This window comes from Nocardia sp. NPDC050175 (assembly GCF_044459885.1).
In the GTDB taxonomy this organism is placed as follows: domain Bacteria; phylum Actinomycetota; class Actinomycetes; order Mycobacteriales; family Mycobacteriaceae; genus Nocardia.
This window is the reverse complement of sequence record NZ_JBITJI010000003.1, coordinates 661,518-685,839: the sequence shown is the minus strand read 5'-3', so window position 1 is coordinate 685,839 and position 24,322 is coordinate 661,518. Positions and strand designations below refer to the sequence as shown.

General features: G+C 65.3%; 28 protein-coding genes. 14 read left to right on the top strand and 14 right to left on the bottom strand.

Annotated features, from left to right (window positions below; genetic code table 11):
* Nucleotides 1–601 precede the first annotated feature (601 nt).
* Nucleotides 602–1,150, bottom strand: a complete 549-nt coding sequence (locus tag ACIBK2_RS14160; RefSeq protein WP_396967074.1) for a MarR family winged helix-turn-helix transcriptional regulator — start codon at nucleotides 1,148–1,150, stop codon at nucleotides 602–604.
* A gap of 102 nt (nucleotides 1,151–1,252) precedes the next feature.
* On the opposite strand from ACIBK2_RS14160, the gene ACIBK2_RS14155 reads away from it, so the two are divergent.
* From ACIBK2_RS14155 to ACIBK2_RS14140, 4 genes are all read left to right on the top strand, one after another.
* On the top strand, nucleotides 1,253–1,756 hold the full coding sequence (locus ACIBK2_RS14155; protein ID WP_396967072.1) for a cupin domain-containing protein: 504 nt from the start codon (nucleotides 1,253–1,255) through the stop codon (nucleotides 1,754–1,756).
* A gap of 79 nt (nucleotides 1,757–1,835) precedes the next feature.
* The gene (locus tag ACIBK2_RS14150; RefSeq protein ID WP_396967070.1) at nucleotides 1,836–2,252 is read left to right on the top strand and encodes an acyl-CoA thioesterase; all 417 of its coding nucleotides are present in this window, start codon (nucleotides 1,836–1,838) and stop codon (nucleotides 2,250–2,252) included.
* Between the two features lie 260 nt (nucleotides 2,253–2,512).
* Nucleotides 2,513–3,028 carry a hypothetical protein gene (locus tag ACIBK2_RS14145; RefSeq protein ID WP_396967068.1) on the top strand — a complete coding sequence of 172 codons (516 nt, stop codon included), beginning with the start codon at nucleotides 2,513–2,515 and terminating at the stop codon, nucleotides 3,026–3,028.
* An 11-nt stretch (nucleotides 3,029–3,039) separates the two neighbouring features.
* Nucleotides 3,040–4,002, top strand: a complete 963-nt coding sequence (locus tag ACIBK2_RS14140; RefSeq protein ID WP_379289122.1) for a hypothetical protein — start codon at nucleotides 3,040–3,042, stop codon at nucleotides 4,000–4,002.
* A gap of 255 nt (nucleotides 4,003–4,257) precedes the next feature.
* On the opposite strand, the gene ACIBK2_RS14135 is transcribed toward ACIBK2_RS14140, so the two are convergent.
* Nucleotides 4,258–4,491: a helix-turn-helix domain-containing protein gene (locus tag ACIBK2_RS14135; protein WP_040736162.1), complete on the bottom strand. Its 234-nt coding sequence runs from the start codon at nucleotides 4,489–4,491 to the stop codon at nucleotides 4,258–4,260.
* A gap of 80 nt (nucleotides 4,492–4,571) precedes the next feature.
* A complete protein-coding gene (locus ACIBK2_RS14130) occupies nucleotides 4,572–6,203 on the bottom strand; it encodes an ABC-F family ATP-binding cassette domain-containing protein (RefSeq protein WP_396967065.1) in 1,632 nt (543 codons plus the stop codon).
* Nucleotides 6,204–6,364: 161 nt separating this feature from the next.
* On the opposite strand from ACIBK2_RS14130, the gene ACIBK2_RS14125 reads away from it, so the two are divergent.
* The 4 genes from ACIBK2_RS14125 to ACIBK2_RS14110 all read left to right on the top strand — a co-directional run bounded on the left by ACIBK2_RS14125 (nucleotide 6,365) and on the right by ACIBK2_RS14110 (nucleotide 10,184).
* Nucleotides 6,365–7,129, top strand: coding sequence for an SDR family oxidoreductase (locus tag ACIBK2_RS14125; protein WP_396967063.1), 765 nt, complete (start codon nucleotides 6,365–6,367; stop codon nucleotides 7,127–7,129).
* Nucleotides 7,130–7,478: 349 nt separating this feature from the next.
* Nucleotides 7,479–8,588 (top strand): lycopene cyclase family protein, encoded by a 1,110-nt coding sequence (locus ACIBK2_RS14120; protein WP_396967238.1) that lies wholly within the window; start codon nucleotides 7,479–7,481, stop codon nucleotides 8,586–8,588.
* A gap of 80 nt (nucleotides 8,589–8,668) precedes the next feature.
* Nucleotides 8,669–9,592, top strand: coding sequence for a Ku protein (locus ACIBK2_RS14115; RefSeq protein WP_396967061.1), 924 nt, complete (start codon nucleotides 8,669–8,671; stop codon nucleotides 9,590–9,592).
* Nucleotides 9,593–9,626: 34 nt separating this feature from the next.
* Nucleotides 9,627–10,184 carry a GNAT family N-acetyltransferase gene (locus tag ACIBK2_RS14110; RefSeq protein ID WP_396967059.1) on the top strand — a complete coding sequence of 186 codons (558 nt, stop codon included), beginning with the start codon at nucleotides 9,627–9,629 and terminating at the stop codon, nucleotides 10,182–10,184.
* Between the two features lie 588 nt (nucleotides 10,185–10,772).
* Here the strand turns inward: ACIBK2_RS14110 and ACIBK2_RS14105 are convergent.
* The 4 genes from ACIBK2_RS14105 to ACIBK2_RS14090 form a co-directional block, all read right to left on the bottom strand.
* The gene (locus ACIBK2_RS14105; RefSeq protein ID WP_396967057.1) at nucleotides 10,773–11,399 is read right to left on the bottom strand and encodes a hypothetical protein; all 627 of its coding nucleotides are present in this window, start codon (nucleotides 11,397–11,399) and stop codon (nucleotides 10,773–10,775) included.
* Nucleotides 11,400–11,599: 200 nt separating this feature from the next.
* Nucleotides 11,600–11,869 (bottom strand): hypothetical protein, encoded by a 270-nt coding sequence (locus ACIBK2_RS14100; RefSeq protein ID WP_396967055.1) that lies wholly within the window; start codon nucleotides 11,867–11,869, stop codon nucleotides 11,600–11,602.
* Nucleotides 11,870–11,981: 112 nt separating this feature from the next.
* On the bottom strand, nucleotides 11,982–12,626 hold the full coding sequence (locus ACIBK2_RS14095) for a hypothetical protein (RefSeq protein WP_396967053.1): 645 nt from the start codon (nucleotides 12,624–12,626) through the stop codon (nucleotides 11,982–11,984).
* Between the two features lie 100 nt (nucleotides 12,627–12,726).
* A complete protein-coding gene (locus ACIBK2_RS14090) occupies nucleotides 12,727–13,056 on the bottom strand; it encodes a hypothetical protein (RefSeq protein WP_396967051.1) in 330 nt (109 codons plus the stop codon).
* 232 nt (nucleotides 13,057–13,288) lie between these two features.
* On the opposite strand from ACIBK2_RS14090, the gene ACIBK2_RS14085 reads away from it, so the two are divergent.
* Nucleotides 13,289–14,326: an isopenicillin N synthase family dioxygenase gene (locus ACIBK2_RS14085; RefSeq protein ID WP_396967049.1), complete on the top strand. Its 1,038-nt coding sequence runs from the start codon at nucleotides 13,289–13,291 to the stop codon at nucleotides 14,324–14,326.
* 6 nt (nucleotides 14,327–14,332) lie between these two features.
* Here ACIBK2_RS14085 and ACIBK2_RS14080 read toward each other — a convergent pair whose 3' ends face one another.
* A complete protein-coding gene (locus ACIBK2_RS14080) occupies nucleotides 14,333–15,199 on the bottom strand; it encodes a MetQ/NlpA family ABC transporter substrate-binding protein (RefSeq protein WP_396967047.1) in 867 nt (288 codons plus the stop codon).
* A gap of 132 nt (nucleotides 15,200–15,331) precedes the next feature.
* Here ACIBK2_RS14080 and ACIBK2_RS14075 point away from each other — a divergent pair, with 132 nt between their 5' ends.
* The 3 genes from ACIBK2_RS14075 to ACIBK2_RS14065 are packed head-to-tail and all read left to right on the top strand — an operon-like array spanning nucleotide 15,332 to nucleotide 17,926.
* Complete coding sequence (locus ACIBK2_RS14075) at nucleotides 15,332–16,207, top strand: MetQ/NlpA family ABC transporter substrate-binding protein (protein ID WP_396967045.1); 876 nt, start codon at nucleotides 15,332–15,334, stop codon at nucleotides 16,205–16,207.
* Nucleotides 16,204–17,211: a methionine ABC transporter ATP-binding protein gene (locus ACIBK2_RS14070; protein ID WP_396967043.1), complete on the top strand. Its 1,008-nt coding sequence runs from the start codon at nucleotides 16,204–16,206 to the stop codon at nucleotides 17,209–17,211. The genes ACIBK2_RS14075 and ACIBK2_RS14070 overlap by 4 nt, the downstream gene beginning before the upstream one ends.
* A gap of 52 nt (nucleotides 17,212–17,263) precedes the next feature.
* The gene (locus ACIBK2_RS14065; protein ID WP_396967041.1) at nucleotides 17,264–17,926 is read left to right on the top strand and encodes a methionine ABC transporter permease; all 663 of its coding nucleotides are present in this window, start codon (nucleotides 17,264–17,266) and stop codon (nucleotides 17,924–17,926) included.
* Nucleotides 17,927–17,990: 64 nt separating this feature from the next.
* Here ACIBK2_RS14065 and ACIBK2_RS14060 read toward each other — a convergent pair whose 3' ends face one another.
* Together ACIBK2_RS14060 and ACIBK2_RS14055 are read right to left on the bottom strand one after the other, a co-directional pair.
* The gene (locus ACIBK2_RS14060; protein ID WP_396967039.1) at nucleotides 17,991–18,422 is read right to left on the bottom strand and encodes a DUF4189 domain-containing protein; all 432 of its coding nucleotides are present in this window, start codon (nucleotides 18,420–18,422) and stop codon (nucleotides 17,991–17,993) included.
* 143 nt (nucleotides 18,423–18,565) lie between these two features.
* Nucleotides 18,566–18,991, bottom strand: a complete 426-nt coding sequence (locus ACIBK2_RS14055) for a DUF4189 domain-containing protein (protein WP_396967037.1) — start codon at nucleotides 18,989–18,991, stop codon at nucleotides 18,566–18,568.
* Between the two features lie 199 nt (nucleotides 18,992–19,190).
* Here ACIBK2_RS14055 and ACIBK2_RS14050 point away from each other — a divergent pair, with 199 nt between their 5' ends.
* Entirely contained in the window at nucleotides 19,191–19,805 is a 615-nt protein-coding gene (locus tag ACIBK2_RS14050) for a DUF6801 domain-containing protein (protein WP_396967035.1), read from the top strand.
* 160 nt (nucleotides 19,806–19,965) lie between these two features.
* Nucleotides 19,966–20,868 (top strand): type IV toxin-antitoxin system AbiEi family antitoxin domain-containing protein, encoded by a 903-nt coding sequence (locus tag ACIBK2_RS14045; RefSeq protein ID WP_396967033.1) that lies wholly within the window; start codon nucleotides 19,966–19,968, stop codon nucleotides 20,866–20,868.
* A 477-nt stretch (nucleotides 20,869–21,345) separates the two neighbouring features.
* Here the strand turns inward: ACIBK2_RS14045 and ACIBK2_RS14040 are convergent, their stop codons facing one another.
* From ACIBK2_RS14040 to sufC, 4 genes are read right to left on the bottom strand one after another with little or no spacing between them, the layout of a single operon-like run.
* Complete coding sequence (locus tag ACIBK2_RS14040) at nucleotides 21,346–21,714, bottom strand: metal-sulfur cluster assembly factor (RefSeq protein WP_135231963.1); 369 nt, start codon at nucleotides 21,712–21,714, stop codon at nucleotides 21,346–21,348.
* Nucleotides 21,711–22,190, bottom strand: a complete 480-nt coding sequence (gene sufU / locus ACIBK2_RS14035; RefSeq protein WP_396967031.1) for a Fe-S cluster assembly sulfur transfer protein SufU — start codon at nucleotides 22,188–22,190, stop codon at nucleotides 21,711–21,713. Before sufU ends, ACIBK2_RS14040 begins: the two co-directional genes overlap by 4 nt.
* A gap of 3 nt (nucleotides 22,191–22,193) precedes the next feature.
* Complete coding sequence (locus ACIBK2_RS14030; protein WP_396967029.1) at nucleotides 22,194–23,483, bottom strand: cysteine desulfurase; 1,290 nt, start codon at nucleotides 23,481–23,483, stop codon at nucleotides 22,194–22,196.
* A 1-nt stretch (nucleotide 23,484) separates the two neighbouring features.
* Entirely contained in the window at nucleotides 23,485–24,303 is an 819-nt protein-coding gene (gene sufC, locus ACIBK2_RS14025; RefSeq protein WP_396967027.1) for a Fe-S cluster assembly ATPase SufC, read from the bottom strand.
* Between the last annotated feature and the right edge of the window lie 19 nt (nucleotides 24,304–24,322).

Here is a 24,322-nt window from a genome sequence, read left to right as displayed (position 1 = left end):
GGGACTTGGCGGTTCGTCCTCACTCCCGAAGCCAACCAGCTCCAGGGCGGACGGAAGATCCGATCCAACACACACGCCAACCCCGGACAACCCGCGCAGCGCGCGACGAAGGCCGAAAGTTGCGGTCATACCGCGATATAACCGCGCCCGCCGATCCCGGGCAAGAGATCCACGCCCGCTTTGACACATCCCTAACGCCCGCCTCCCCCACCCCGACCACCCGACTCTCGTCCAAAGCGCTTGGGACGCAACCGCAACCCGATGACCACGTCCGGAACGCGACACCGCGCACCTGACGTACACCTAAAGGCGGGTACGGCAGGCGACGCGCTCAGTCGTGTGGCAGTTCGGGAGGTCGCTGGGGCTCCGATGTGCACTCGTTGTTCCGGCCGAGCACCCTTTCTTTTACCCTCACACCCGGTATAGCGGGTGTGAGGGTCACAGAAGCGGTGAGCGCCTGACATCGAGGGCGTGGGACGGACCGCCGTTGGCGACAGACGCACTCATACTCGGGATCTGCACTGGCTCCTGGGGCCCGTACTCGGTGCGGATCCCGAGAGAGAGTGCAGATCTCGACGCGGTGGGGCGTTGTCTGTAGGGGCTACTCCCCCGACTCAAGGCTGCCCAGCAGTACGCGGGCGATGCGGTCGAGTTCGCTGCGGTCTGTGGCGGAAAGTACTGCGAGCATGCGGGTTTCGTTGTTGGCATGGGCGGTGACGACTCGGTCGATGAGTTTGCGGCCGTCTTCGGTCAAGGCGACGCGCACGGCGCGGCGGTCGGCCGGGTCGGCGATCCGGCGGACCAGACCGGCCGACTCCAGTCGGTCGAGGCGGCCGGTCATGCCTGCGCGGGACAGCATCAGTGTGTCGGCTAGTACGGACGGGTTGAGTTCGTATGGTTCGCCCGAACGGCGTAGGGCCGCAAGCACATCGAACTCGCCGCGCTGCAAGCCGTGCGCGGTGAAGACCTCCTCGACCACCCGCTGGCCGATGATCAGCAGCCGTGCGAGGCGGCCGAGGATCGACATGGCCTCCAGTTCGAGATCGGGTCGTTCGCGCCGCCATTGACCGATGATCACGTCGACGGGATCGTCCCCCGCCGACAGTGGCACGGACGCCGGGGTCGTGGGGGTGCCCGGCGAGTCACCCATGTGCTTGCGAAATCAGTCGCGTCTCGGCCATAGACAGGATTCTATTCGCTGATATATAGTTCGGTAGCGAATTATCAATCAACGAACTATCTGGAGCGCAGCATGAGCACCACCTCTCCCCGCATGGACGTCGCGATCCGCCGGACGCAGGACGCCGAGACCCTGGGCACCGGCACAGTCACCATGCGGCTACTGCTCGACGCGGGAGACACCGACGGCGCGCTGAGCACGCTCGAGGTCACCATGCAGCAGGGGGCGGACGGTGCCGCGCCGCACTACCACACCAGCTCGGACGAGCTGTTCTACGTCGCCGAGGGCGAATTGCAGCTGCTGGCCGGCGACAAGATCGTCACCGTCGGCACCGGCGGCACGATCGTGGTGCCGAAGTTCATGCCGCACGCGTTCGGCGCCACGCCCGACAGCTCGGCGCGCATCATGATCGCGCTGATGCCCGGCGTGCAGCGCTTCGAGTACTTCCGGCTGCTGGACCGCATCGCCAAGGGCGAATCGCAACTGTCCGAACTGGCCGCCGCGCAGGAAGAGTTCGACAACCACTTCGTCGACGCGCCGAACTGGTGGGCCGAGCGCAACGCCAACCGCCGCTGAGGCAGGCGCACAATTCCACTGTGACCAACCCATCGTTGCAGGTCGGAACAACTCCGACCACGAAGGAGGTTCGCAGGATATGACCTTTTCCGTACCGATCGTCGTCCGCGGCTACGAGCTCGACACGCAGGGCCACCTGAACCAGGCGGTCTATCTGCAATACGCCGAACACGCCCGATGGGAATTGCTCCGTGCGGCAGGCGCGCCACAGGACAAGCTCATCGCCGGCGGCATCGGCCCGGTGGTGCTGGAGAACAACATCAAGTACCTCCGGGAGCTGCGCGGCGGCGACGAGGTCACCGTTTCGGTCGACTTCGAATGGTCGACCGGCAAGACCTTCGGATTCCGGCACGAGATCCGCAAACTCGACGGCACCGTCGCCGCCGAGATAAAGACCACCGGCGGCCTGCTCGATCTCGCCGCCCGCAGGCTCGTCGCCGAACCGGGCGAACGCCTCGCGGCGCTGGCCGAGCGCCCGGACCTGCTCGGTCTGTGAAGCGGTAAGTACGGATGCACAGCCGTCAACCCGTGGCAATGCACCGCCAGAGTTTTCCATTCGGAAATAGCTAAACGGTTGCGCAGGAACTATTTCTGGTGTACCGAAAATCTTTCGGCGCTAGCGCATCCTGCATCGAAATCCGGTTTGCCACCGGCCGTGAAATCTCCCGATCCGAACCGATCCGACCCCGCTGCGCGATATGATCCAGTTCACGCTCGGGGGTCGTGGCAAATCGCGAGCAGATCGGAGAAACAGTTATGACCGACGCACTCCGCCTCCCTGGCACCGCGCCGAAGAGTGACCGCGTTCCCCCGCTCCAGGGTTTGCTGGTAGCGGAGTCGGAACGCGATATCACCGTGCGGGTCGCCGAGGGAACGTGGACTTTCCGTCGGTCCGACGTGCTGCGCGTGCTCGATTCGCCGCTGCCCGACGGGGTCTCGTGCGTGCCCGACGGCATCGCCACGGTGCCCGACGGATTCACGACCGAGACCACCGAGCGCGACGGTCGCCCGGTGCTGGTGGACATCCGCGCGGGCGCGACCGCCGATTTCACCCGCCGCCTGCGCATCGACCTGGTCGACCGGCCGATGACGCTCACCGAGACCCCGTCCGCGGCGCTCGGCGACGAGCAGTTGCAGCAGCTCACCGAAACCTGGGCCGACCGCCTGCAACTGGCCGACCTCACCGGCGCGCACGGCGCCACCTTTACCTACTGCCAGACCAAGTCGCTCGCAACCAGCGACGACGGCATCAACTGCGACAGTCTCGACTGAGCGGTGCACGCATGACGGCACGCCGGGCGAGCTCGGTCCTCATAGTGTCGGAATCCGACGATCTACACGCCACCGCCATGGCCGCGACACTACGAGAACACCACGCGCTCAACGCCATTCACCTCGACCTGCGCGACTTCCCCCGGGAGTCGGGCAGTTTCCGGCTGGACCGGCTCGGCACCGCGCGCTCGCTCTCGCACCTGATCGGGCTCGATGACGTGCGCTCGGTCTGGTGGCGCAGGCCGCATCCCGCCCAGGTGCCCGGCGGCGTGCGCGCCGCCGACGACGACTTCCGCCAGGCCGAATGCGACAGTTTCATCCAGGGCATGCTCTGGTCCATTCCGGCCAACTGGATCAACGATCCCGGCGCCGACCGCACCGCGACCCGCAAGATCGTGCAGCTGGAGACCGCGTTGCGCGCCGGGTTCGCGGTACCGGAGACGCTGATCACCAACGATCCGGACGAGGCCCGCAGCTTCGCCGAATCCCGGCCGGGCCCAGTCGTTTACAAGCGCACCGGGACCAGTCGCGCCGAGTTCGCGGAGACCAGGATCATCACCGAGGCCGACTACGGCAGGCTGGCCGGTATCCGGTCGGCGCCGACCACCTTCCAGGATTACGTCGACGCCGAATGCGATCTGCGGGTGGTCTGGGTGGACGGCGTCGAATGGACGGTGCGCATCGACTCGCAGGCCGGGGTCGGCCGGGTCGACTCCCGGCTGGACACCTCGGTCGATTTCGTGCCCGAGCATCTGCCCGCCTCGGTGAGCAAGTCGCTCGCGACGCTGATGGGCGCGCTCGGATTGTCCTTCGGGGTCTTGGACATTCGGCTCGGCCTCGACGGCGAGTACTACTTCCTCGAGGTCAACCCGCAGGGACAGTTCGCGTACCTGGAGATCAAGACGGGTCTACCGATTTTCCGGAGCCTGGCCAATCTGCTCGTCGACGGCGATGGGTCGGTCAGCGGCTACTGACGAGAGTCCGTAGTGGCACACCCGATTCGGTGCGGATGCACCTCGAACAGCCGAGAACATCAGCGGCCGAGGTCGATCCGACGCGCACGACCGGATCAGGTTGTGCCGACACAACAATCGTCGACAACGCGCCCGACCAGCGGATCCAGCGCACAGCACCGGCAGTGGCCGGGCCCGATACCGCACCCGACCAGCCGAACTCCCCGGTAACGGCGAAAAACATACCGCCGAAACCGGTTTCGAGTTCTCCGGACGCTACTGGCTCTTGCGACGGTTGGCGCCGCCGCGGCTACGGAGTTGCACGTGCGACTCCACCAGTACGTTGTGGATGAAGCCGTAGGAGCGACCGGTTGCTCGCGCCAGCGAGCGAATGCTCGCCCCTGCCTCGTACTGCTTCTTCAACTGGGTCTGTAGGCGGTCCCGGGACTTCCCCGTGACGCGTGTTCCCTTACCCAGGGTGGCTTTGACTTGCGTGGGCCTGTCGCTCATGGCTTCCTCCGAGTCGCCGAGCAGCTCTTTCCAGGCTAAGCACTCGAGGGTCCGTGATCAACGGATTCTTGTGATGAAAGTCACGCAAGCTGAATAAGTTCCAAATATTCGGCGGACCAATGGTCTTCCGTACCGTCCGGTAGCAAGATCACCCGCTCCGGCGACAGCGCCTCCGCGGCACCCGGATCGTGCGTGACCAGCACGACCGCGCCCGCGTAAGTGCGCAGCGCATCGAGCACCTGCTCGCGCGACACCGGATCGAGGTTGTTGGTCGGTTCGTCGAGCAGCAGCACATTGGCGGCCGAGGAAACCAGGCCGGCCAGCGCCAGGCGGGTCTTCTCACCACCGGACAGCGTGCCCGCGGGCTGATCCAACTGGGGACCGGTGAACATGAACGCGCCGAGCAGACTGCGCAGGCTCTGCTCCCCCGCGTCCGGCGCGGCATGGCGGATGTTCTCCCACACGCTGGCCTGATCGTCGAGGGTGTCGTGCTCCTGCGCGAAATACCCGACCTTTAGGCCGTGTCCTGGCACCAGGTTGCCCGCGGTCGGTTGTTCGACCCCGGCGAGCATCCGCAGCAACGTGGTCTTGCCCGCGCCGTTGAGGCCGAGCACCACGACCCGGCTGCCTCGATCGATCGCGAGGTCGACGCCGGTGAAGATCTCCAGCGAGCCGTAAACCTTGGTCAGGTTCTCCGCCATCAGCGGCGTCTTGCCGCACGGGGCGGGCTCGGGGAACTTGATCCTGGCCACCTTGTCGGCGACGCGCACGTCGTCCAGCTCGGCGATCAACCGGTCGGCGCGCTTGGCCATGTTCTGTGCCGCAGTGGCTTTGGTGGCCTTGGCGCCGAGCTTGGCGGCCTGCACGCGCAGCGCGCCCGCCTTCTTCTCGGCGTTGGCGCGTTCGCGACGGCGGCGCTGTTCGTCGGTGGCGCGGGCGTCGAGGTACTTCTGCCAGCCCATGTTGTAGACGTCGGCCTCGCCGCGCACCGCGTCCAGGAACCACACCTTGTTCACCACGTCGCCGAGCAGTTCCACGTCGTGGCTGATCACGATCAGGCCGCCGTCGTGGTTCTGCAGGAAGCCGCGCAGCCAGGTGATCGAGTCGGCGTCGAGGTGGTTGGTCGGCTCGTCGAGCAGCAGGATGGTGTCGGAGCGCCCGCCGCTGCCGTCGGAGGCGGCGAACAGGATGCGCGCCAACTCGATTCGACGACGCTGACCGCCGGACAGGGTGCGCAGCGCCTGGGCGAGCACCCGGTCGGGCAGGCCGAGGCTGTTGCAGATCCGGGCCGCGTCGCTCTCCGCGACATAGCCGCCGAGCGCCGAGAACTGATCCTCCAGGCGGCCGTACTTGCGGACCGCCTTGTCGCGTTCGGACTCGTCGGCCACCTCGGCCATCAGCGCCTGCTGCTTCTCCATGTCGCGGATCAGCGTGTCCAGGCCGCGCGCCGAGAGCACCCGGTCGCGGGCCAGGATGTCGAGGTTGCCCTCGCGCGGATCCTGCGGCAGGTAGCCGATATCGCTGGAGCGCAAAATCTTTCCGGCGTACGGCTCGCCCTCACCCGCCAGGATGCGCAGCGTGGTGGTCTTGCCAGCACCGTTGCGTCCGACCAGTCCGATCCGGTCGCCGGACTGCACCCGCAGGGCCGGTCCGGGGGCCGACAGCAGGGTGCGGACTCCGGCCCGGACCTCCAGGTCGGTCGCGGTGATCACAGATTTCTCCTCGCGGATCAGTGGTGCTGGGCGGTAGCTACTCGATTGTGCGACGCGATATGCACAAGAACCACTGATTTTACCTGGGTCCGGCGACCTCCTTTACCCACGGCGACGCACATGTGACGGCACTAACTGAACGGCGAGTAGCCTGCCGATGCATGAGTGACGATCTGTTGGGCAAAAGTGCTTTGGTTTCTGGGGCCAGCCGGGGCATCGGCAAGGCCGTCGCGGCGGAGCTGTTGAGTCGTGGCGCGAACGTGCTGATCACGGCCCGTAAGAAGGACCCGTTGGAGGAGGCTGCGGCCGAGCTGCGGGCCCTCGGTCATCAGGGCGAGGTCGTGGCGTTGGCGGGCAACTCGGGCCAAGCCGAGGATCGCGCCGCCGCCATCGATCGATTGATGGCCGAATTCGGTTCGGTCGACATCCTGATCAACAACACCGGCATCAACCCGGTGTTCGGCTCGCTGATGGATGCGGACCTCGATGCCGTGCGCAAGATCTTCGACGTGAACGTGGTCGCGGCGCTCGGCTACATCCAGCAGGCGTTCAAGGCATGGATGGGTGAGCACGGTGGCGCGGTGGTCAATGTCGCCAGCGTCGCGGGCATCCGGTCGTCCGGCGTGATCGCCGCGTACGGCGCGTCGAAGGCCGCACTCATCCGGCTCACCGACGAACTGGCCTGGCAGCTCGGACCGAAGATCCGGGTGAACGCGGTAGCGCCCGGCGTGATCAAGACCAAGTTCGCCGACGCGCTGTACTCCGACGACGAGGAGCGCGCGGCCAGCATCTACCCGATGAAGCGGCTCGGCACCCCCGAGGACGTCGCCCGGCTGATCGGTTTCTTGGTCTCCGACGAGGCCGCCTGGATCACCGGCGAGACCGTGCGGGTCGACGGCGGCCTGCTGTCCACCGGCGGGCTCTGACCGTCGCGAAAATGCCGGCGGTCGTTAGTCACTCGCCGATGGTGGCCGTCAACCGTGCGCGACCCGCGGCCAAACGTCGCGCACGGCCAGCAGCCGCCCGCCACACGCGGCCAGCTGCCCTACGCCAAACGCGGCCCTCGGCCGTCCGCCACGCGCGGTCCACCGCCATCCGCCACGCAGATGTCATGACCATCTGCCGGATGGGGATCGAAGACCACCCATCGTGCAAGGCAGGTGATCGTCCCGAGTGGCGGCTGGCTCTCGGCAATTGTTCGATGATCGTCCGATCAGCCGTGCCGACGGGCCGCCTCACATCGACGCACCGGCAGCGGTCGAAGGCGGCCGCGTGATGATAGACGTCATCATCTGCGGACTCGGGCCTGCCGGGCGAGCGCTTGCCCATCGCTGTCTCGCGCGTGGCAGCTCGGTCACTGTCGTCGATCCGGCACCCGATCGGCAGTGGTCCGCGACTTACGCGGCGTGGGCGGACGAGTTGCCCGGGTGGCTGGACCCGTCGGTCATCGCGGCCAGGGTCGATGAACCGATGGCGTGGGGAACTCGTGCGCATCGGATCGATCGGCCGTACGTGGTGCTCGATTCGGGTCGGTTGCAGAAGTCGCTGGATCTGACCGGGGCCGAGATCGTCGCGGATCGCGCGGTGGAGCTCACTCCAGGCAGGGTGTCGCTGGCCGCTGGACGGCCGCTGACGGGTCGACGGGTCATCGACGCACGTGGGATTGCCCGCTCGCCCAGATTGGCCGAGCAGACGGCGTATGGGCTCGTGCTCGACGAGCGGCGCTGCGCGGGATTCGAACCGCTGTTCATGGACTGGCGCTTGGACAACGGCGCATCCGCCGACGCGCCTCGCTCGTTCCTCTACGCGGTGCCGCTCGGCGGCGGGACGATGCTGCTGGAAGAAACTTGCCTGGCCGGTCGCCCCGCCCTCGACGGCACCGAGCTGCGCGACCGGCTGCACCACCGATTGCGTTCGCGCGGAATCGAATTCAGCGGCGCGGAACCAGTCGAACGCGTTCGCTTCCCGGTCGAAGGCGGCCGACCCGGACGACACACTTTCGGCGCGGCAGGCGGATTCGCACACCCGGCCACCGGCTACAGCGTGGCCGCATCACTCACCGCAGCCGACACCGTCGCAGCGGGCGCGCAGGCGTGGCCCGCGTCCGCACACGCCGTCCATCGACTCCGCGCCGCGGGCCTCCGCGCACTACTCGCCCTGCCGCCCGCCGACATCCCCGTTTTCTTCGACGCCTTCTTCACCATGCCGCCCGCCGCCCAGCGCGCCTACCTGTCCGCGCGAACCGATCTGACCGGCACCGTTGCCGCCATGCGCACGCTTTTCGGCGCACTCCCGCCGCAGCTGCGTCGGCGCGTCGCCGTCGCGACACTCGGGATGCGCATTCGCTCGCGTATTCGAATACCGTCCGCCATCATGGAAGAATGAGTGGGCCTTAGCGTCCAGCACTCATCCGTTCCGAGCCGCCGAATCGGTGACCCGAGTACCCGCGTCGAGGGGATGCAGCAGTGAGGTCGATCTGGAAGGGCTCGATCGCATTCGGGCTGGTGAACGTCCCGGTCAAGGTCTATACCGCGACCGAGGACCACGACATCCGCTTCCATCAGGTGCACGCCAAGGATGGGGGCCGGATCAAGTACGACCGGGTCTGCACCGTGTGCGGGAAGTCCGTGCAGTACGCCGATATCGACAAGGCGTACGAGTCCCCCGAGGGCGACAAGGTCATTCTCACCGACGAGGACTTCGCCAAACTGCCCGCCGCCGAGAAACACGAGATCCCGGTGCTGCAGTTCGTGCCGTCCGACCAGATCGACCCGATCCTGTTCGACAAGAGCTACTACCTCGAGCCCGACTCCAGCACACCCAAGGCCTACGTGCTGCTGGCGACGACGCTGGAACGCATCGACCGCACCGCGCTCGTGCACTTCACGCTGCGGCAGAAGACCAGGCTGGCGGCGCTGCGGGTGCGCGACGGCATGCTGGTGCTGCAGACGCTGCTGTGGCCGGACGAGGTGCGCGCGGTCGAATTCGAATCCCTCGACGGGGTCGCCGCGCCGCGCCCGCAGGAAATCAAGATGGCCGAGACGCTGGTCGAGTCCATGTCCGACGATTTCGACCAGGACCAGTACACCGACGAGTACCAGATCGAACTCAAGCGGCTGCTCGACGAGGCCATCGCCAGCGGCACCGGCAAGGTGCCCGAGCAGCCCGAGTCCGCGCCCGTAGAGATGGACGCGGAAGTGGTCGACCTGGTCGCCGCCCTGCAACGCAGCCTGGAGGCCAGCGGTCGCCGCGCGGCGGGCGGCGGCGAGGAGAACGGCAAGGTCAAACCGGCGAAGAAGGCGGCGGCCAAGAAAACCGCTGCCAAGAAGACCGCCGAGAAGCCTGCGAAGAAGGCCGCCAAGAAGACGGCGGCCCGCAAGGGCGCGTGACGGCGCCACCGCATCCAGCTGGCAAACTATCGGCATGGATTCTGCCGTTGTGATCGTCCCGATGGGTCTCGGCCACCTGCGCCAGGTCCTCGATCTCGGTCACGAAGTCTTCGACATCACCACCAAGCCGTACACCTCGTGGTCGCTCACCTCGGTCGCCGAGCACCTGGACAGCCCGGACAACGCCTGCTGGGTCGCCCTCGATTCCGACCGGGTGGTCGGTTTTGTGCTCGGGTCGATGGAATTCGAGAACCGGGACGACTGGGCCTACCTCGAGTGGATCGCCGTCGCACCCGACATGCAGGGCCACGGCATCGCCCGGCGACTGGTCGACGTCTGCTCCGAGGCGCTGTTCGCCCGCGGCGCGCGGCGGATCGTCACCGATGTCGAAGATCGCAACGCCGCCTCCACCGCCCTGATGACGCGCAGCGGTTTCCTCCCCGCCGCTACGGTGACCCTGTTCGTCCGGCCGAATCCCAATGAGCCCGAACCGGATTCGCACCTCGACGCCGCCGCCCTCGCGCCCGGCAGCAAGCGCGCGCTGATCCGCCGGGGCCGTCTGGCCGGCGACAACCACCGCGCAGCCCGCTAGAGCGGGCGTCGAATCCCCCGCCCGCACAGCACCATCGGACCAGTACACGCACAAACCCCGGAGAAGGTCCGCCTATCCGGGCAAGTGCTACTTAGAACTCCAGGCGTGGACCTGTCCAGTGAGCTGAAGACCTATCCACGTTTTCCTGTGAAGTAGTGCTGAGCACGTCGTGTGCCGTACCCGGCTTTAGGTGTGCGCCAGGTGCGCGGTGTCGCGTTCCCGCGGTGGTCACCGGCTTGTGGTTGCGTCCCAAGCACTTTGGATGAGAGCGAGTAGCCGGTGTAGCGCTTTAGCGGGATCCGGCGGTGGTCGCCGCGCACGAATTACGTGGCCGCGCACGGTATTGCTAGCAATTTCGGGCGCGGCCGTACAACTCGTGCGCGGGATGGGCTTCGTCGCCGTTGGCGGCGCGGATCCGCACTGGGACTCGGGATCTGCACTGGCTTTAGGGCCCTAGAGTCAGTGCAGATCCCGAGATAGGGTGCGGCTGCTATCCGGCGCACGACGCCACGCACTATTACTGACTTCCCGCACCGGATTTCGCATGCGATTTCCGGTGCGGGGCATCAAGAAGCGTGCAGGCGTGGCCTATTCGACCGCGGCGCGGCCTTGTTCGAAGAACTCCAGCAGGGTTGCGAGTGAGTTCACCTCGTCCTGCGGACGGAACGCACCGAAGGAGGCGTTCCAGAACTCGCCGGTGCGCGGAGTCCATGGGCCGACATAGGCGTAGGGGCCCGAGTGGAATGAATCTCCCGGCGAGACACCGTAATTCACTTCGTCGATCGTGATGGACAGATCGAAGTGCTCTGGCCACAGCACGGGCGTCGCATCCGGCGCCAGCGCGCGCAAAGCCTTGTCCCCCAGCGCAAACCAGTCGCCGACCAGCCGCGCCGCCGCGGGATCGATCTCCATCACACTGTCGGGATCAACCCCCGTCGTGTCCTCGTACACCCCCTTCGGCGCCTCCGGCTCGAACCCGGCCAGCCGCCCGAGCTCCCGATAGGTCCCCTGCAGCGGCGCCCGCCCCTGCGCCCACACCAGTTCCGCGCCGACCACCGAAACGGGCCACTGCACGCCCCCGAACCCCTGGTCCACCGCCCGCAACCGAATCGTCCCGTGCTGCCGATACTGCGGCCCGGCGATCAACAACTCCGCCACCGCATGCAAACCACGCCGCGACCGCTCGTACATCTGTTCGTCCACATCCGAAATCATGGCCGCAACCGCCGCCGCCCGCAGCACTTTCCGCTCAGAGCGGAGTCCGCAGGTCAGCACCGCCGGGGTTCACCCAGGCAATGATCCGCGGTTCGGGCGTCGGCGCAACCCGCTTCCGCCCGAAAGTCCATGTCACGCTAAGGAGTTGAGCGTCCACACCGGGATCGTGCCCGGTGTGGACGCTACTCGCGGGGAATCGCCTACTGCTGAGCCGCGTCCTCGGGGGCTCTCACGCCCAGATGCGAGGCGATTGCGTCAACTGCCGCACCCAGGCTGCCCAGGCGGCGGACATCGCGACCGAGGGTCTCCACCTCGAGTCGAACACTAGTCATCTTCAGTTGCAGCGTCATGATCCGGCTACGAACATCCGTGAAAGCGTCGTGCGCCGTGAACGGCGACTCGTCGCGCTCCCCTACCACCCTTTCGAGCACACACACCCTGGCCGCGAGATCTTCCAGCGTTACCGACATAAAGCCCCCTGTCTCATTGAACCCCCATCCCCGCCCTCGCGGTGTCGCCGCGCACAACCCTTCTGGCATCGAAGTGGTCACCGGAGGACGGAATGGAGTGCTCGCCTACCTGCTAGTTCTCGCCCTCGGGTATAGCGATTCCGAGGCTCGCCATGATCGCACTGACACCCTGCGTCAATGTCGACATGCCTTGCTTCAGACCCGAAACATCATCCTTCAGACCTGAAACGTGATCCTTCAGACCCGAAACGTGATCCTTCAGACCCGAAACGTCACCCTTCACACCCGAAACGTCGTGCTTCACACCCGAAACGTCGTGCTTCAGACCCGACATGCCTTGCTTAAGGCCCGAAACGTCATGCTTCAGACCCGACATGCCTTGCTTAAGGCCCGAAACGTCGTGCTTCAGACCCGACATGCCTTGCTTAAGGCCCGAAACGTCGTGCTTCAGGCCTGAAACGTCGTGCTTGACCGCCGCGAAGTCGTGCTTGACCGTCGCCAAGTCGTGCTTGACCGTCGCGAACTCGTTTCGGACCTCGTGCCTGAACGCGCCCATCTCCAGCCTGAATGTCACGAAGTCATCGCGTAACTCCCAGACTTCCTGCTGGATCCCCTGAACCCACCGATGGGTTTTCTTGACCCTCCTCTTCGTCTGGTAGATCGCGTCCTCGTACGCGCGGCGGTCCTCGTCCAGTCGCTCGTGCTTGGTCTCCAAATTGCTCACACGCACCTCGAGCGGTACCAGCGTCACTGACATGTAGAGCCCCCTGTCTCGTTGAACCCCTATCCGCCCCCACGGTGTCGCCACACAGCCCGAGCGACATCACCGGGGGACGGATGGGATGGTCGTTACCTTGCTAGTTCTCGTCCTCGGGAATCGTGATCTCGAAGTACGACACGATCGCGTTGACGCCTCGCTTCAACCCGGACACGTCGTGCTTCAACTCCGACACGTCTTCCTTCAGCACAGACACGTCTTCCTTCAACTCCGACACGTCTTCCTTCAGCACGGACACGTCCCCCTTCAGCACGGAGACGTCCGGTTCGAGCTTCTTGACGATCTCGAGGATCCCGACGATTTTGTCCTGGTAGACCGCCCGGTCGTCCCTATAGGACTCCATCCAGGACTCGTACCTCCCCTCCAACGAACTCACCCGCTCTTCCAGAACCGACGATGTTGCAGACATGTAGCCCCCTGTCTCGAATGGGAATGAGGCCCCAGTTTAGGGCAAGACACCGACAGAAAAGCAAGTCGAATCGGCGACGAATTTCGTTGAACCAGGCCAGGTTTCAGAATCGACCACTGGTACGTTCCAATAGGAACTTGCGTTTACAGGAATGTGACTCGAACGTACAATTTGGGACGTCCGCACGCTGCATGCTTGGAGCGGTTATCGGCTATTGAAAGGACGGCTCGTCGTGGAGTTTCAGGTTCCCGTTATCGATATTTCCGCCTACATCAGCGGTGCGAGTGCTGCGGAGCGGGCGGTGGTCGCGCGGCAGATCGATGAGGCGGCGCAGCAGGTCGGGTTCATGCAGATTCGCGGGCATGGGATCGCGCAATCGGTGCTCGATGAGTTCGCGGCCGCGCTCGACGAATTCTTCGCTCTCGATCAGGCGACGAAGGAGGCTTACCGGACGGCGGTCGAGTTCAATCGGGGCTATTCGCCGCCTAAGAGCGAGAGCCTGAGTTTGAGTCTCGGGGTGGCGTCGGCGACGCGGATGAACGATTTCTTCGAGGCGTTCAATATCGGCACAACCACCGCCGACTATCCGGGGTTGGATTTGCCTGCTGCGGCCGGATACGCCGAAAACGTTTGGCCTGCACAGCTTCCGACGTTCCAGCAGCGAGTACTGACGTACTACGCCGAGGCCGCACGCGTCGCGGGCACCCTCACCACGATTTTCGCCGACGCCCTCGACCTGCCCACCGGATACTTCGACCGCTTCACCGATCACTCGCTGAATGTCTTGCGAATGAACAACTATGCGCTGCCGCCAGGCAACGTCGACCTCGACGGCGAACTCAAGGGCATGGGCGAGCACACCGACTACGGCATCGTCACCGTCCTGTGGGCAGACCAGGTACCCGGCCTGCAGGTACTCGGCGCGGACGGTCACTGGCACGACGTGCAACCCGCCGACGACGCGCTGCTGATCAACCTCGGCGACCTGATGGCCCGCTGGACGAACGAGCGCTGGCTCTCCACCCTGCACCGGGTGATGCCGCCGATCGTCGACGGCACCGTCGAACGACGCCGCAGCGCAGCGTTTTTCCACGATGGCAACTTCGACGCACTGATCGAGACGCTGCCCTCCTGCATAGGCACCGGCAGCAAGTACGCGCCGATCACGGTCTCCGAACACGTACAAGCCAAGCTCGCCGGTTCCCGTGGCCTGCAACCGAATACGAACGCGCCGAGGGAGGCCGCGCGGGCTCTCTCGGCGCGCTCGTAGCCGAAACTACTTGCGGAACTTGGCTTCCAGCTCCGTCGCCGTCGCCTGCAGGTCGGCCGGTTCGTTGGTCTTGAAGATGCCCTCGTACCCGGTCTCGGCGCGCACCGCGGCCTCGACCTCCGGATCGTGGTACAGCCGAGCCAGTTTCAGCAGCGTCGGGTTGTCCTTGTCCGCAGCCCGCGCGGCGAAGATGTTGATGTACTGCTTGAGCGCAGGCAGTTCCGGGTCATCGGTGTAGATCGTGTCGTTCTTCGTCAAACCCGCTGGGCGAGCGAAGGTGTCGTCGACGAAGGCGGCATCGACACTGCTGAGCGACTGCGCGGTCAGCGTCGGATCGATGGGCGTCAGCTTCACCTTGGACGCGGCGGTATCCACGTCTTCGATCTTGGAATCCCAACTGGCACCGCCCTTCAGCACGATCAGCCCGGCCGCGGCCAGGCTGAGCAGCGGCCGCACCTGGTTCGCCGAGTTGTTGCTCAACGTGATCTGCCCGCCCTGCGGGATGTCGGCCACCGACTTGTGCTTACGCGAGTACAGCGTGAGCGGGAAGATCTCGGTCGCGCCGATCGGCACCAGGGTGTCGTTGTTGCGGGCGTTGTAGTTGGCCAGGTATCGCACGTGCTGGAACTTGTTGAGATCGATCTGGCGTTGCGCGAGCGCGGGATTGGGCTGGTTGTAGTCGGTGAAGTTGACGAACTCGATCGCGATGCCCTGATCTGCGGCTTTCTTCTTGTACACATCCCAGTGCGGCAGTGAGAGGTCGTTCACACCGATGCGGATGACGTCGCCGCGGTGTTCCGCGCCACACGAAACGGAGGCGATGGCCAGGATGGACAGGATCGGGATCAGCAGTAGTCGGTGCAGCAAGCGCATTGCGGCCAAACTAGACGGCCGTCCAAGTTTTCGGAAGGGTTTTGCTCACCACAATCTCAACCGTTGCCTACCCGGTTGCCGGGTCGCTTGGATTACCGGGTTCATATAGCGACAAGCATTTCGGGAGCACGAGTGAAATTCCATCGGGTACTGGCGATCCCGGTCCTGGTAGCAACCGCGGCCCTCACCCTTACGGCGTGCGGTTCTGACGACAAGGCTTCCTCCGACACGGTAGTGCGCATCGGCACGACCGACAAGGACAAAGCCTGGGACGTCTTCGAGCAGCGGGCCAAGGACAAGGGCATCACGCTGAAGATCACCAACTTCTCCGATTACAAGCAGCCGAATCTCGCGCTGGCGCAGAAGCAGATCGACGTGAATCTGTTCCAGCACCTGCAGTTCCTCGGCGCGTACAACGTCGCGAACAACGACACCCTGACGCCGATCGGGTCCACCTACATCGTGCCGCTGGGCCTGTACTCCAAGAAGCACAAGACCCTCGCCGATATCCCGCAGGGCGGGGAGATCGCGATTCCGAACGACCCGACCAATCAGGCGCGGGCCCTGTTCGTGTTGCAGGCGGCCGGCCTGCTGAAGCTGTCTTCGAACACCAACTCGCCCTCCCCCGCCGACATCGATCGTGGCGCCTCGAAGGTCAAGGTGACCACCGTCGACGCCGCGCAGACCGCGCTCTCGCTGGCCTCGGTGGACGGCTCGGTGATCAACAACACCTTCCTCGAGCGTTCCGGCATCGACCCCACTTCGGCGCTGTACAAGGACGATCCGAAGAACCCGGCGGCCGAGCCGTACATCAACGCGCTGGTGACCAGGGCCGAGGACAAGAACAATCCGAAGCTGCTGCAGCTGGTCGAACTCTGGCACGACCCCGAGGTGCAGAAGGCGCACAGCGAGGTGACCAAGGGCACCGCCGTCGAGGTGAAGCGCAGTGGCCCTGAGCTGGAACAGATTCTGCAGCGGGTGCAGCAGTCCATCCGCGACGGCAAGTGACGGATAACCCGCCCGCAGTCGAGTTCCGTTCGGTCACCAAGGTTTTCGGCAAGGGCGCGGATGCCCAGGTCGCGCTGGACGATATCGATCTGCGCATCGAGCAGGGTGAGATCTTCGGCGTGATCGGCTATTCCGGCGCGGGCAAGAGCACGCTGGTCCGGTTGATCAACGCGCTGGAGAAGCCGACCAGCGGCACCGTCGAGGTCGCGGGCACCCCGATCACCGGGGTGCGCGAGGCACAGGTGCGGCGGCTGCGCCGCGATATCGGGATGGTGTTCCAGCAGTTCAACCTGTTCCGATCACGCACGGCCGCAGGCAATATCGAGTATCCGCTCAAGGTCGCGGGCTGGAAACGGGCCGAGCGCAAGGCTCGGGTCACCGAATTGCTGGAGTTCGTCGGGCTGTCCGACAAGGCCCGCAGCTATCCCGATCAGCTGTCCGGCGGGCAGAAGCAGCGGGTCGGCATCGCCCGGGCGCTGGCGACCTCGCCATCGCTGCTACTCGCGGACGAGTCGACCTCTGCGCTGGACCCGGAAACCACCGGCGAGGTGCTCCGACTGCTGAAGAAGATCAATCGCGAACTCGGCGTCACCATCGTGGTGATCACCCACGAGATGGATGTGATCCGCGCGGTGGCCGACCGGGTCGCGGTGCTCGCCGAGGGCCGCATCGTCGAACTCGCCAGCACCTTCGAGGTTTTCGCGGCCCCGAAGGCGGCGCCGACGCAGTCGTTCGTCGGCACGGTGCTGCACAATCGGCCGTCCGAGGACGAATTGCGCAGGCTCGGTGAGCTACACGGCGGCCGGCTCATCACGGTGGACGTGGACGACCGGCGCGGCATCGGCGCGGCCCTGGCCACCGCGGTGCACACGGACGTCCGCTTCGAGGTGGTCTACGGCGGCGTTAGCACGTTGCAGGACAAGACATTCGGCAGCGTCACCCTGGCGCTGCACGGCACCGACGAAGCCATCGACCAAGTCATCGACGAGCTTCACCGCCGCTAGCGACTGCTTGCAGGTCGCTCGAAAAGGCCAGTACGGCCTGAAAGGAGTACCTATGCATGCGAATTGGGACACTCTCCGGCCGCTCCTGTACGAGGCGATCGGCCAGACCATCTATTTGGTGCTGCTCACCTTCGTGGCGTCCGGCCTGATCGGCCTGTTTCTCGGCACCGTGCTGTATGTCACCCGCAAGGGCGGGCTGCTGGCGAACGCGCCGATCAACCTGCTGCTCAACGTGATCGTCAACGTGGTCCGGCCCATCCCGTTCATCATTCTGCTCGCGGCGCTGGGCCCGGTGACGCTGAAGGTGGTCGGCACCACCATCGGCGGGGATGCCGCGGCGTTCGTCATGATCGTGGCGGCGTCGGTGTTCATCGCCCGGATCGTGGAGCAGAACCTGGTGACGGTCGACCCCGGGGTGATCGAGGCGGCCAGGGCGGTCGGCGCCGGGCCGCTGCGCATCATCCTGACGCTGTTGATCCCCGAGGCGCTGGGCCCGCTGGTGCTCGGCTACACCTTCGCGGTGATCGGCATCGTCGACATTTCCGCTATGGCAGGCACCGTCGGCGGCGGCGGGCTCGGCGATTTCGCGCTCGTCCAGGGTTATCAGCGATTCAACTGGCAGGTCACCCTGGTGGCCACGCTGATCATCATCGCAGGCGTGCAGGTCATTCAGTTCTTCGGCAACTGGATAGCTCGAAAAGTCTTGCGCCGCTGAGGCAATAACCAAACGAGGGGTGTCCACGCCAGGCGTGGACACCCCTCGTTCAGTTATGCGGTGCTTACTCCGGCGAGCACTGCGAGTGCAGGACCTCGGCCCGCTTGGGTGCCGAGCTACCGAAGTTGGGGAACGGCGGCGCCAGCGGGCCGAGGGCCGCGATGGCGTTGCGTTCCGCCTCGGCCCGGTCCCGACCGGTGCCGACGGCCCACTTGCCGTCCGAGTTGGCCGCGACCGCACCGCATCCGTCCGCGTAGCGCACCACGACGAAGCAGTCCCAACTGCCGCATTCGGCCAGCGCGCGGGCGTCCGACGACTCCCAGCTCGGGTAGTTCCACGACGATCCAGTGTCCCCGTTCTTGGGGTTCAACGCGATCGACCCGTAGTACCTGCCCGCCGAGTCCGGCTCGGCCTGGGCGGCACCCGCACCGGCTGCGACCAGGACGGCCGCGGATGACACGACCAGGCCGAGAGCAGCCTTGCGCGACAACGACATTGTGATCCTCCCCGAGAAAGAAATAACTTCGAGTCAGATCATGAGCCACGGCACCCGAATTGTCCAAATTATTTCCGACGTGAAATGGCCTGGGCCACAGAGCCTTTCGGAATGAAACCCTCGAATTGCGGGACGTGCGAAACTCAGCTCGCGTTCTTCGTGCACGAAGACAACACGATGCTCGCCGCCCGCGGCGAAGCACTACCGAGATCCGGGAACGGCGGCGCACTCTCCCCGAGCTTGGCGATCGCCAGCCGCTCCGCCTCCGCCCGCGACGGCGCCGAATCCGCCCCGAACTGCCCGTCCGCGCCGCGCGCAATGGCCGCACACCCATTGACGAACCGCACCATGATCCGACAGTCGTAGACGGCACAGTCCCGAATAGCCGCCGCATCCGCCGCCACCCAGGTCGCCTGATCGGTAGCCTCGACAACCTTCCCGGTCCCCGGCGAAAGCGCCAGCGTCCCATAGTAATTACCCGCCGCACCCGCCGAACCCGCCCCAACGACGGTAAGCGCCACAGCGGATGTCAGAGCCGCACCGAACGCAGCCCTACTCAGAACTGACACCAGATTCTCCCCGGTTTCAAAGAAGTAAATGCGAAGCTGATCATCGCCGAGGAGTAGCTGGTCTGTCCAATGTCCGGCTGCACCGCGGAGAGTACTGGCACCAACACCTCTGGCAGCGAATCTACCGTCCCGACAATAGTTTTCAACGAGCCTACCGTCAGGAGACAGACCTGTCTCATCCCCGAAAGAAGTGATCATTATGTACACCCGCCTCACCCCGGCCGTCAGCGTCCTTGCCGCCACTGCCCTCTCAGCGACCGGCATCATGATGGGCGTAGGTCCTGCCGCCGCAGCCACCCACCTCGACCGAACAATCACTTTCGACTGCTCGCTCTACGGCCAGCACGTCCCGGTCTCTGTGCATGCCACCGGAGACCTGCCCGACTCGGTACCGGTGAACCAGCCGGTCGGCACCATCACCCTCACCGCGACCGTCCAAATCCCCGGGGCAGCTGTCACCGTCGCGCGCCAAGCCGGTGCGGCGACAGCCCGGGCGGTGGTAGAAACCGGCACCTCAGCGGTGATCGGCACCCATGAGGTGAACGGCGGTCCCGACCACCTGGTCGGCTCCCCGGCGCCGTTGCCCACAGCGGGTCCCGTCACCCTCACCGCGACCGACACCGGTGCCGGCCCGAGCATGGACACCACCGGCACCGCCGTCGTGCACCTCTTCGACACCGTGATCGTCACGATCGTCGCCCAGAACGCGGACAGCACTCAGAACGACGGCGCCAGTGACCAAACCCAATGCCAGCTCACCCCACCCGACACCGACACCACCCTCGCCACCCTCCCGATCACCCCTCGCACGTGAATCCCCATCGAAGCGAGTCAATTGGTCGCTAGTTGATCTTCAACAGCGACCATTTGACTCGCCTCGATCGCCATCCCCAACGGGGTAGTAGTGCACAGGGCAGTTGTTTGCGCAGGTGGGGTAAGGCAGGCTGACATCGCGGTGCTCGATGCTAGCGGGCATGAGGGCAGAACTGGGGGCGTTGCGGGACAAGCAGTTCGGCGTCTTCACCACCGCTCAGGCGCGGATCGAATACACCCGTGCGGAATTGCGCGCACGCCTGCACCGTGGAGATTGGGTACCGGTGTTCCACGGTGTCTATCGCGAGGCGACCGCGCCGGAGGGGCCCGAGCTGCGCGTCGAAGCGGCACGCCTGTCGATGGGGTTGCCGATCCTGATCGCCGCTTATGACACGGCGGCCGAGTTACACGGCTTCTCGGTAACCGAGCGGAATGCGACGCATGTGCTTGGTGTGCAACTGTCTCGCTCGAAACATCTTGTCGTGCACCGAGATCGACTCGATCCCGGACAGGTGACATCGATAAACGGCGTGTCTACCACCCCCGCCACGCGCACCGCGATCGATCTGGCACGCACCCTGAATCGGATGGACGCACTGGCAACGCTGGATGCCGCGAGCCGCCTCGGACTCTCACCAGACGAACTCAGCGAGGAACTCACCCACCATCACCGCCGCCGGGGCGTCCGGCAAGCTGCCGAATTGATCGACTTGGTCGACGGCAGAGCCGAATCACCGATGGAGTCACGCACCCGACTGCAATGCGTCGACGCCGGCCTCCCCCACCCTGAGCTGCAACTGGAGGTCCCGACCCCGGACGGCCCCCGCCGGCTAGACATCAGTTGGCCGCAATACCGCATCGGACTCGAATATGACAGCGTCGCTTGGCATTCCGGAATGCATGCCGCCGCAAGAGACAACACCCGCCACAACCATCTAGCCACCCAAGGCTGGACAATCTTCTACGCCACCGCCCAAGACGTCTTCCACCGCCCCGAGTCCTTCACCGAGCCCATCAGACAGGCGATCAACCGAGCACTCCGCACAGCACACCCCCATCATTGAGGCGAGTCATATGGTCGCTAGTTGATCTTCAATCGCGGCCATATGACTCACCTCGATGACCCCAACAACCATTTGACTCGCTTCGATACTGGAAGGTCACTGGACCACAGCCGGTCCTCGCGCCGGAACACACACGTTGCCCATCTCAAGGCTGCGGAAGAGGAAGCCGGGCACCCCATCTGACGTGCTCAGCACTATCCGGTCATTCCCTTGGATAAGTACACCTATCAAGGAAGTGCACCTAAGGACTTCCCAACGTGACCTGTTCATGAAAACTGAAGACCTACCCAGTTTTCCCTGAAGTAGTGTGGGCGCGTCGTGTGTCGTACCCAGCTTTAGGTGCACGTCATGTGCGCGATGTCGCGTTGCTGAGGTAGCCATCGGCTTGTGGTGGCGTTGAGGGAGTTTCAAGATCAAGTGAGTCAAATGGTTGCTGTACGAGATCATTTAGCGACCATTTGACTCGCGTCGATGAACTCAGACGGTGAAGCCGAGGGCGCGGAGTTGTTCGCGGCCGTCTTCGGTGATCTTGTCCGGGCCCCACGGGGGCATCCAGACCCAGTTGATCTTGAGGTCGTCCACCAGGCCGCTACGGACCAGGGCGTTGCGGGACTGGTCCTCGATGACGTCGGTGAGGGGGCAGGCCGCCGACGTGAGGGTCATGTCGAGGATGGCTACCTCGTCCTGCACGGACAGGCCGTAGACCAGTCCGAGGTCGACGACGTTGATGCCGAGTTCGGGGTCGACGACGTCGCGCATGGCCTCCTCGAGGTCCTCGAGGCGCTTGATGTCCTCGGCGGACAGCTCGACCTGCTCAGCCGTCTCGGTTGCCGGTGTCTCCGTCATGCCTGATCCCCGTTTCCCATCGAACGTTGCGCCTCTTCTGCCGAGGTTATCCGGACGACCGCGTCTTTGAACGCCATCCAGCCGAGCAGCGCGCATTTGACGCGTGCCGGGTACTTGGCGACGCCGACGAAGGCGATGCCGTCACCGATCATGTCCTCGTCGCCCTCGACGGCGCCGCGGCTGGAGATCATCTCGTGGTACGAGTCGACCACCTTCAGCGCCTGCTGCACCGGCAGGCCGATCACCTGGTCGGTGAGCACCGAGGTGGAGGCCTGGCTGATCGAGCAGCCCTGACCGTCGTAGGAGACGTCGGCGACATCGCCGTTGTCGTCGAGCTGCACGCGCAAAGTGACCTCGTCACCGCAGGTCGGGTTCACGTGGTGCACCTCGGCACCGAACGGCTCCCGCAGCCCGCGGTGGTGCGGGTGCTTGTAGTGGTCCAGGATCACTTCCTGGTACATCTGCTCCATGCGCATGTTCTATACAACTCCACTGTGTCCATTGTCGGCGTTCGCTCCGCTCACGCCGAAAAAGCTCTGAGCTTTCCGCACGGCCGCGACCAGTGCGTCCACCTCGTCGAGGGTGTTGTAGGCGGCGAACGAGGCACGCGCGGTGGCAGGCACGCCGAGCCTGCGCATCAGCGGCCACGCGCAGTGGTGACCGACCCGCACCGCGACACCTTCGTCATCGAGAATCTGCCCGACGTCGTGCGCGTGGATCCCGTCGACCACGAACGACACCGCGCCACCGCGATCCACATTCTCGACCGGACCGATGATCCGTACCCCGTCGATCGCACTCAGGCCCTCGATCGCGGCACCGACCAGCGAATGCTCGTGCTCCGCAACGGCATCCATGCCGAGCGCTTCGAGATACCGCACGGCCGCGCCCAATCCGACGACCTGCGAGGTCATCGGCACGCCGGCCTCGAACCGCTGCGGCGGCGCCGCGAAGGTGGTCGCCTCCATGGTCACGGTCTCGATCATCGAGCCGCCGGTGATGAACGGCGGCGTCTCCGCGAGCAGCGCGCGACGCCCGTACAGCACGCCGACACCGGACGGGCCGAACATCTTGTGCCCGGAGAACGCGGCGAAGTCGACGTCGAGCTCACGGAAATCGACCGGCATGTGCGGCACCGACTGGCAGGCGTCGAGCACCGTCAGCGCGCCGACCGCCTTTGCGCGGCGGACCAATTCGGCGACATCGGTGATCGCGCCGGTCACGTTGGACTGATGCGTGAACGCGACAACCTTGGTGGCGGGCGACAATTCGAGCGAATCGAGATCGATCCGCCCGTCGTCGGTGACGCCGTACCACTTCAACGTCGCACCGGTCCGCCGCGCAAGTTCCTGCCACGGAACGAGATTCGCGTGATGCTCCAGCTCGGTGATGACGATCTCGTCACCGGGACCGACGTGGTACGGGAACCGATCGTCGGCGAACGAGTAGGTCACCAGGTTCAGCGACTCGGTCGCGTTCTTGGTGAACACGATCTCGTCGGCATAGACCCCGACGAACCGGGCGATATCGGCGCGGGCGTTCTCGTAGGCGTCGGTCGCCTCCTCGGCCAGCTGATGCGCACCGCGGTGCACGGCCGAGTTGTGCGTCACCAGGAACTCGCGTTCCGCGTCGAGCACCGCCAGGGGCCGCTGCGAGGTCGCGCCGGAGTCCAGGTACACCAACGGTTTCCCGTCCCGAACCGTGCGGCTCAGGATCGGGAAGTCGGCCCGGATGCGGGCCACGTCGAGGGTGCGGACCGTGGCGGTCATATCAAGCTCCTGCAGGGGCAGACACGGGGACGGCAGTCGGCGAAGCCGACGGGGTGGGTGAGCTCTGAGTGAAGCGGACGTAGCCGTTGGCGTCGAGTTCGTCGGCCAGCTCCGAGCCGCCCTCGGCGACGATGCGGCCGTTGACGAAGACGTGCACGAATTCCGGCTCGATGTAGCGCAGGATGCGGGTGTAGTGCGTGATCAGCAGCACGCCGCCGTTCTCGCGCTCCTTGTAGCGGTTGACGCCCTCGGAGACGATGCGCAGCGCGTCGACGTCCAGGCCCGAGTCGGTCTCGTCCAGGATGGCGATCTTCGGCTTGAGCAGGCCGAGCTGCAGGATCTCGTGACGCTTCTTCTCGCCGCCGGAGAAGCCCTCGTTCACGTTACGCTCGGCGAAGGCCGGGTCGATTTCCAGCTCGGCCATCGACTCCTTGACTTCCTTGACCCAGTGCCGCAGCTTGGGCGCCTCGCCGCGCACGGCGGTGGCGGCGGTGCGCAGGAAGTTCGAGGTGGACACGCCGGGGACCTCGACCGGGTACTGCATGGCCAGGAACAGGCCCGCGCGCGCCCGCTCGTCGACGGTCATCGCGAGGACGTCCTCGCCGTCGAGGGTGATCGAGCCGGAGGTCACCGTGTACTTGGGGTGACCGGCGATCGCGTACGACAGGGTCGACTTGCCGGAGCCGTTGGGGCCCATGATGGCGTGCGTCTCACCGGACTTGATGGTGAGGTCGACGCCCTTCAGGATCTTGATGGGCTCGCCCGACGCGTCCGGGTTGGCGACCTCGACGTGCAGGTCCTTGATTTCCAGGGTGGTCATCGAATTCGAATTCCTTTGT

Excerpts from the sequence above, each read along its gene's own strand:
- ACIBK2_RS14160 (WP_396967074.1), bottom strand. The coding sequence starts at position 1,150 with ATGGGTGACTCGCCGGGCACCCCCACGACCCCGGCGTCCGTGCCACTG.
- ACIBK2_RS14155 (WP_396967072.1), top strand. The coding sequence starts at position 1,253 with ATGAGCACCACCTCTCCCCGCATGGACGTCGCGATCCGCCGGACGCAG.
- ACIBK2_RS14150 (WP_396967070.1), top strand. The coding sequence starts at position 1,836 with ATGACCTTTTCCGTACCGATCGTCGTCCGCGGCTACGAGCTCGACACG.
- ACIBK2_RS14145 (WP_396967068.1), top strand. The coding sequence starts at position 2,513 with ATGACCGACGCACTCCGCCTCCCTGGCACCGCGCCGAAGAGTGACCGC.
- ACIBK2_RS14140 (WP_379289122.1), top strand. The coding sequence starts at position 3,040 with ATGACGGCACGCCGGGCGAGCTCGGTCCTCATAGTGTCGGAATCCGAC.
- ACIBK2_RS14135 (WP_040736162.1), bottom strand. The coding sequence starts at position 4,491 with ATGAGCGACAGGCCCACGCAAGTCAAAGCCACCCTGGGTAAGGGAACA.
- ACIBK2_RS14125 (WP_396967063.1), top strand. The coding sequence starts at position 6,365 with ATGAGTGACGATCTGTTGGGCAAAAGTGCTTTGGTTTCTGGGGCCAGC.
- ACIBK2_RS14120 (WP_396967238.1), top strand. The coding sequence starts at position 7,479 with ATGATAGACGTCATCATCTGCGGACTCGGGCCTGCCGGGCGAGCGCTT.
- ACIBK2_RS14110 (WP_396967059.1), top strand. The coding sequence starts at position 9,627 with ATGGATTCTGCCGTTGTGATCGTCCCGATGGGTCTCGGCCACCTGCGC.
- ACIBK2_RS14105 (WP_396967057.1), bottom strand. The coding sequence starts at position 11,399 with ATGATTTCGGATGTGGACGAACAGATGTACGAGCGGTCGCGGCGTGGT.
- ACIBK2_RS14100 (WP_396967055.1), bottom strand. The coding sequence starts at position 11,869 with ATGTCGGTAACGCTGGAAGATCTCGCGGCCAGGGTGTGTGTGCTCGAA.
- ACIBK2_RS14095 (WP_396967053.1), bottom strand. The coding sequence starts at position 12,626 with ATGTCAGTGACGCTGGTACCGCTCGAGGTGCGTGTGAGCAATTTGGAG.
- ACIBK2_RS14090 (WP_396967051.1), bottom strand. The coding sequence starts at position 13,056 with ATGTCTGCAACATCGTCGGTTCTGGAAGAGCGGGTGAGTTCGTTGGAG.
- ACIBK2_RS14080 (WP_396967047.1), bottom strand. The coding sequence starts at position 15,199 with ATGCGCTTGCTGCACCGACTACTGCTGATCCCGATCCTGTCCATCCTG.
- ACIBK2_RS14065 (WP_396967041.1), top strand. The coding sequence starts at position 17,264 with ATGCATGCGAATTGGGACACTCTCCGGCCGCTCCTGTACGAGGCGATC.
- ACIBK2_RS14060 (WP_396967039.1), bottom strand. The coding sequence starts at position 18,422 with ATGTCGTTGTCGCGCAAGGCTGCTCTCGGCCTGGTCGTGTCATCCGCG.
- ACIBK2_RS14050 (WP_396967035.1), top strand. The coding sequence starts at position 19,191 with ATGTACACCCGCCTCACCCCGGCCGTCAGCGTCCTTGCCGCCACTGCC.
- ACIBK2_RS14045 (WP_396967033.1), top strand. The coding sequence starts at position 19,966 with ATGAGGGCAGAACTGGGGGCGTTGCGGGACAAGCAGTTCGGCGTCTTC.
- ACIBK2_RS14040 (WP_135231963.1), bottom strand. The coding sequence starts at position 21,714 with ATGACGGAGACACCGGCAACCGAGACGGCTGAGCAGGTCGAGCTGTCC.
- sufU (WP_396967031.1), bottom strand. The coding sequence starts at position 22,190 with ATGCGCATGGAGCAGATGTACCAGGAAGTGATCCTGGACCACTACAAG.
- ACIBK2_RS14030 (WP_396967029.1), bottom strand. The coding sequence starts at position 23,483 with ATGACCGCCACGGTCCGCACCCTCGACGTGGCCCGCATCCGGGCCGAC.
- sufC (WP_396967027.1), bottom strand. The coding sequence starts at position 24,303 with ATGACCACCCTGGAAATCAAGGACCTGCACGTCGAGGTCGCCAACCCG.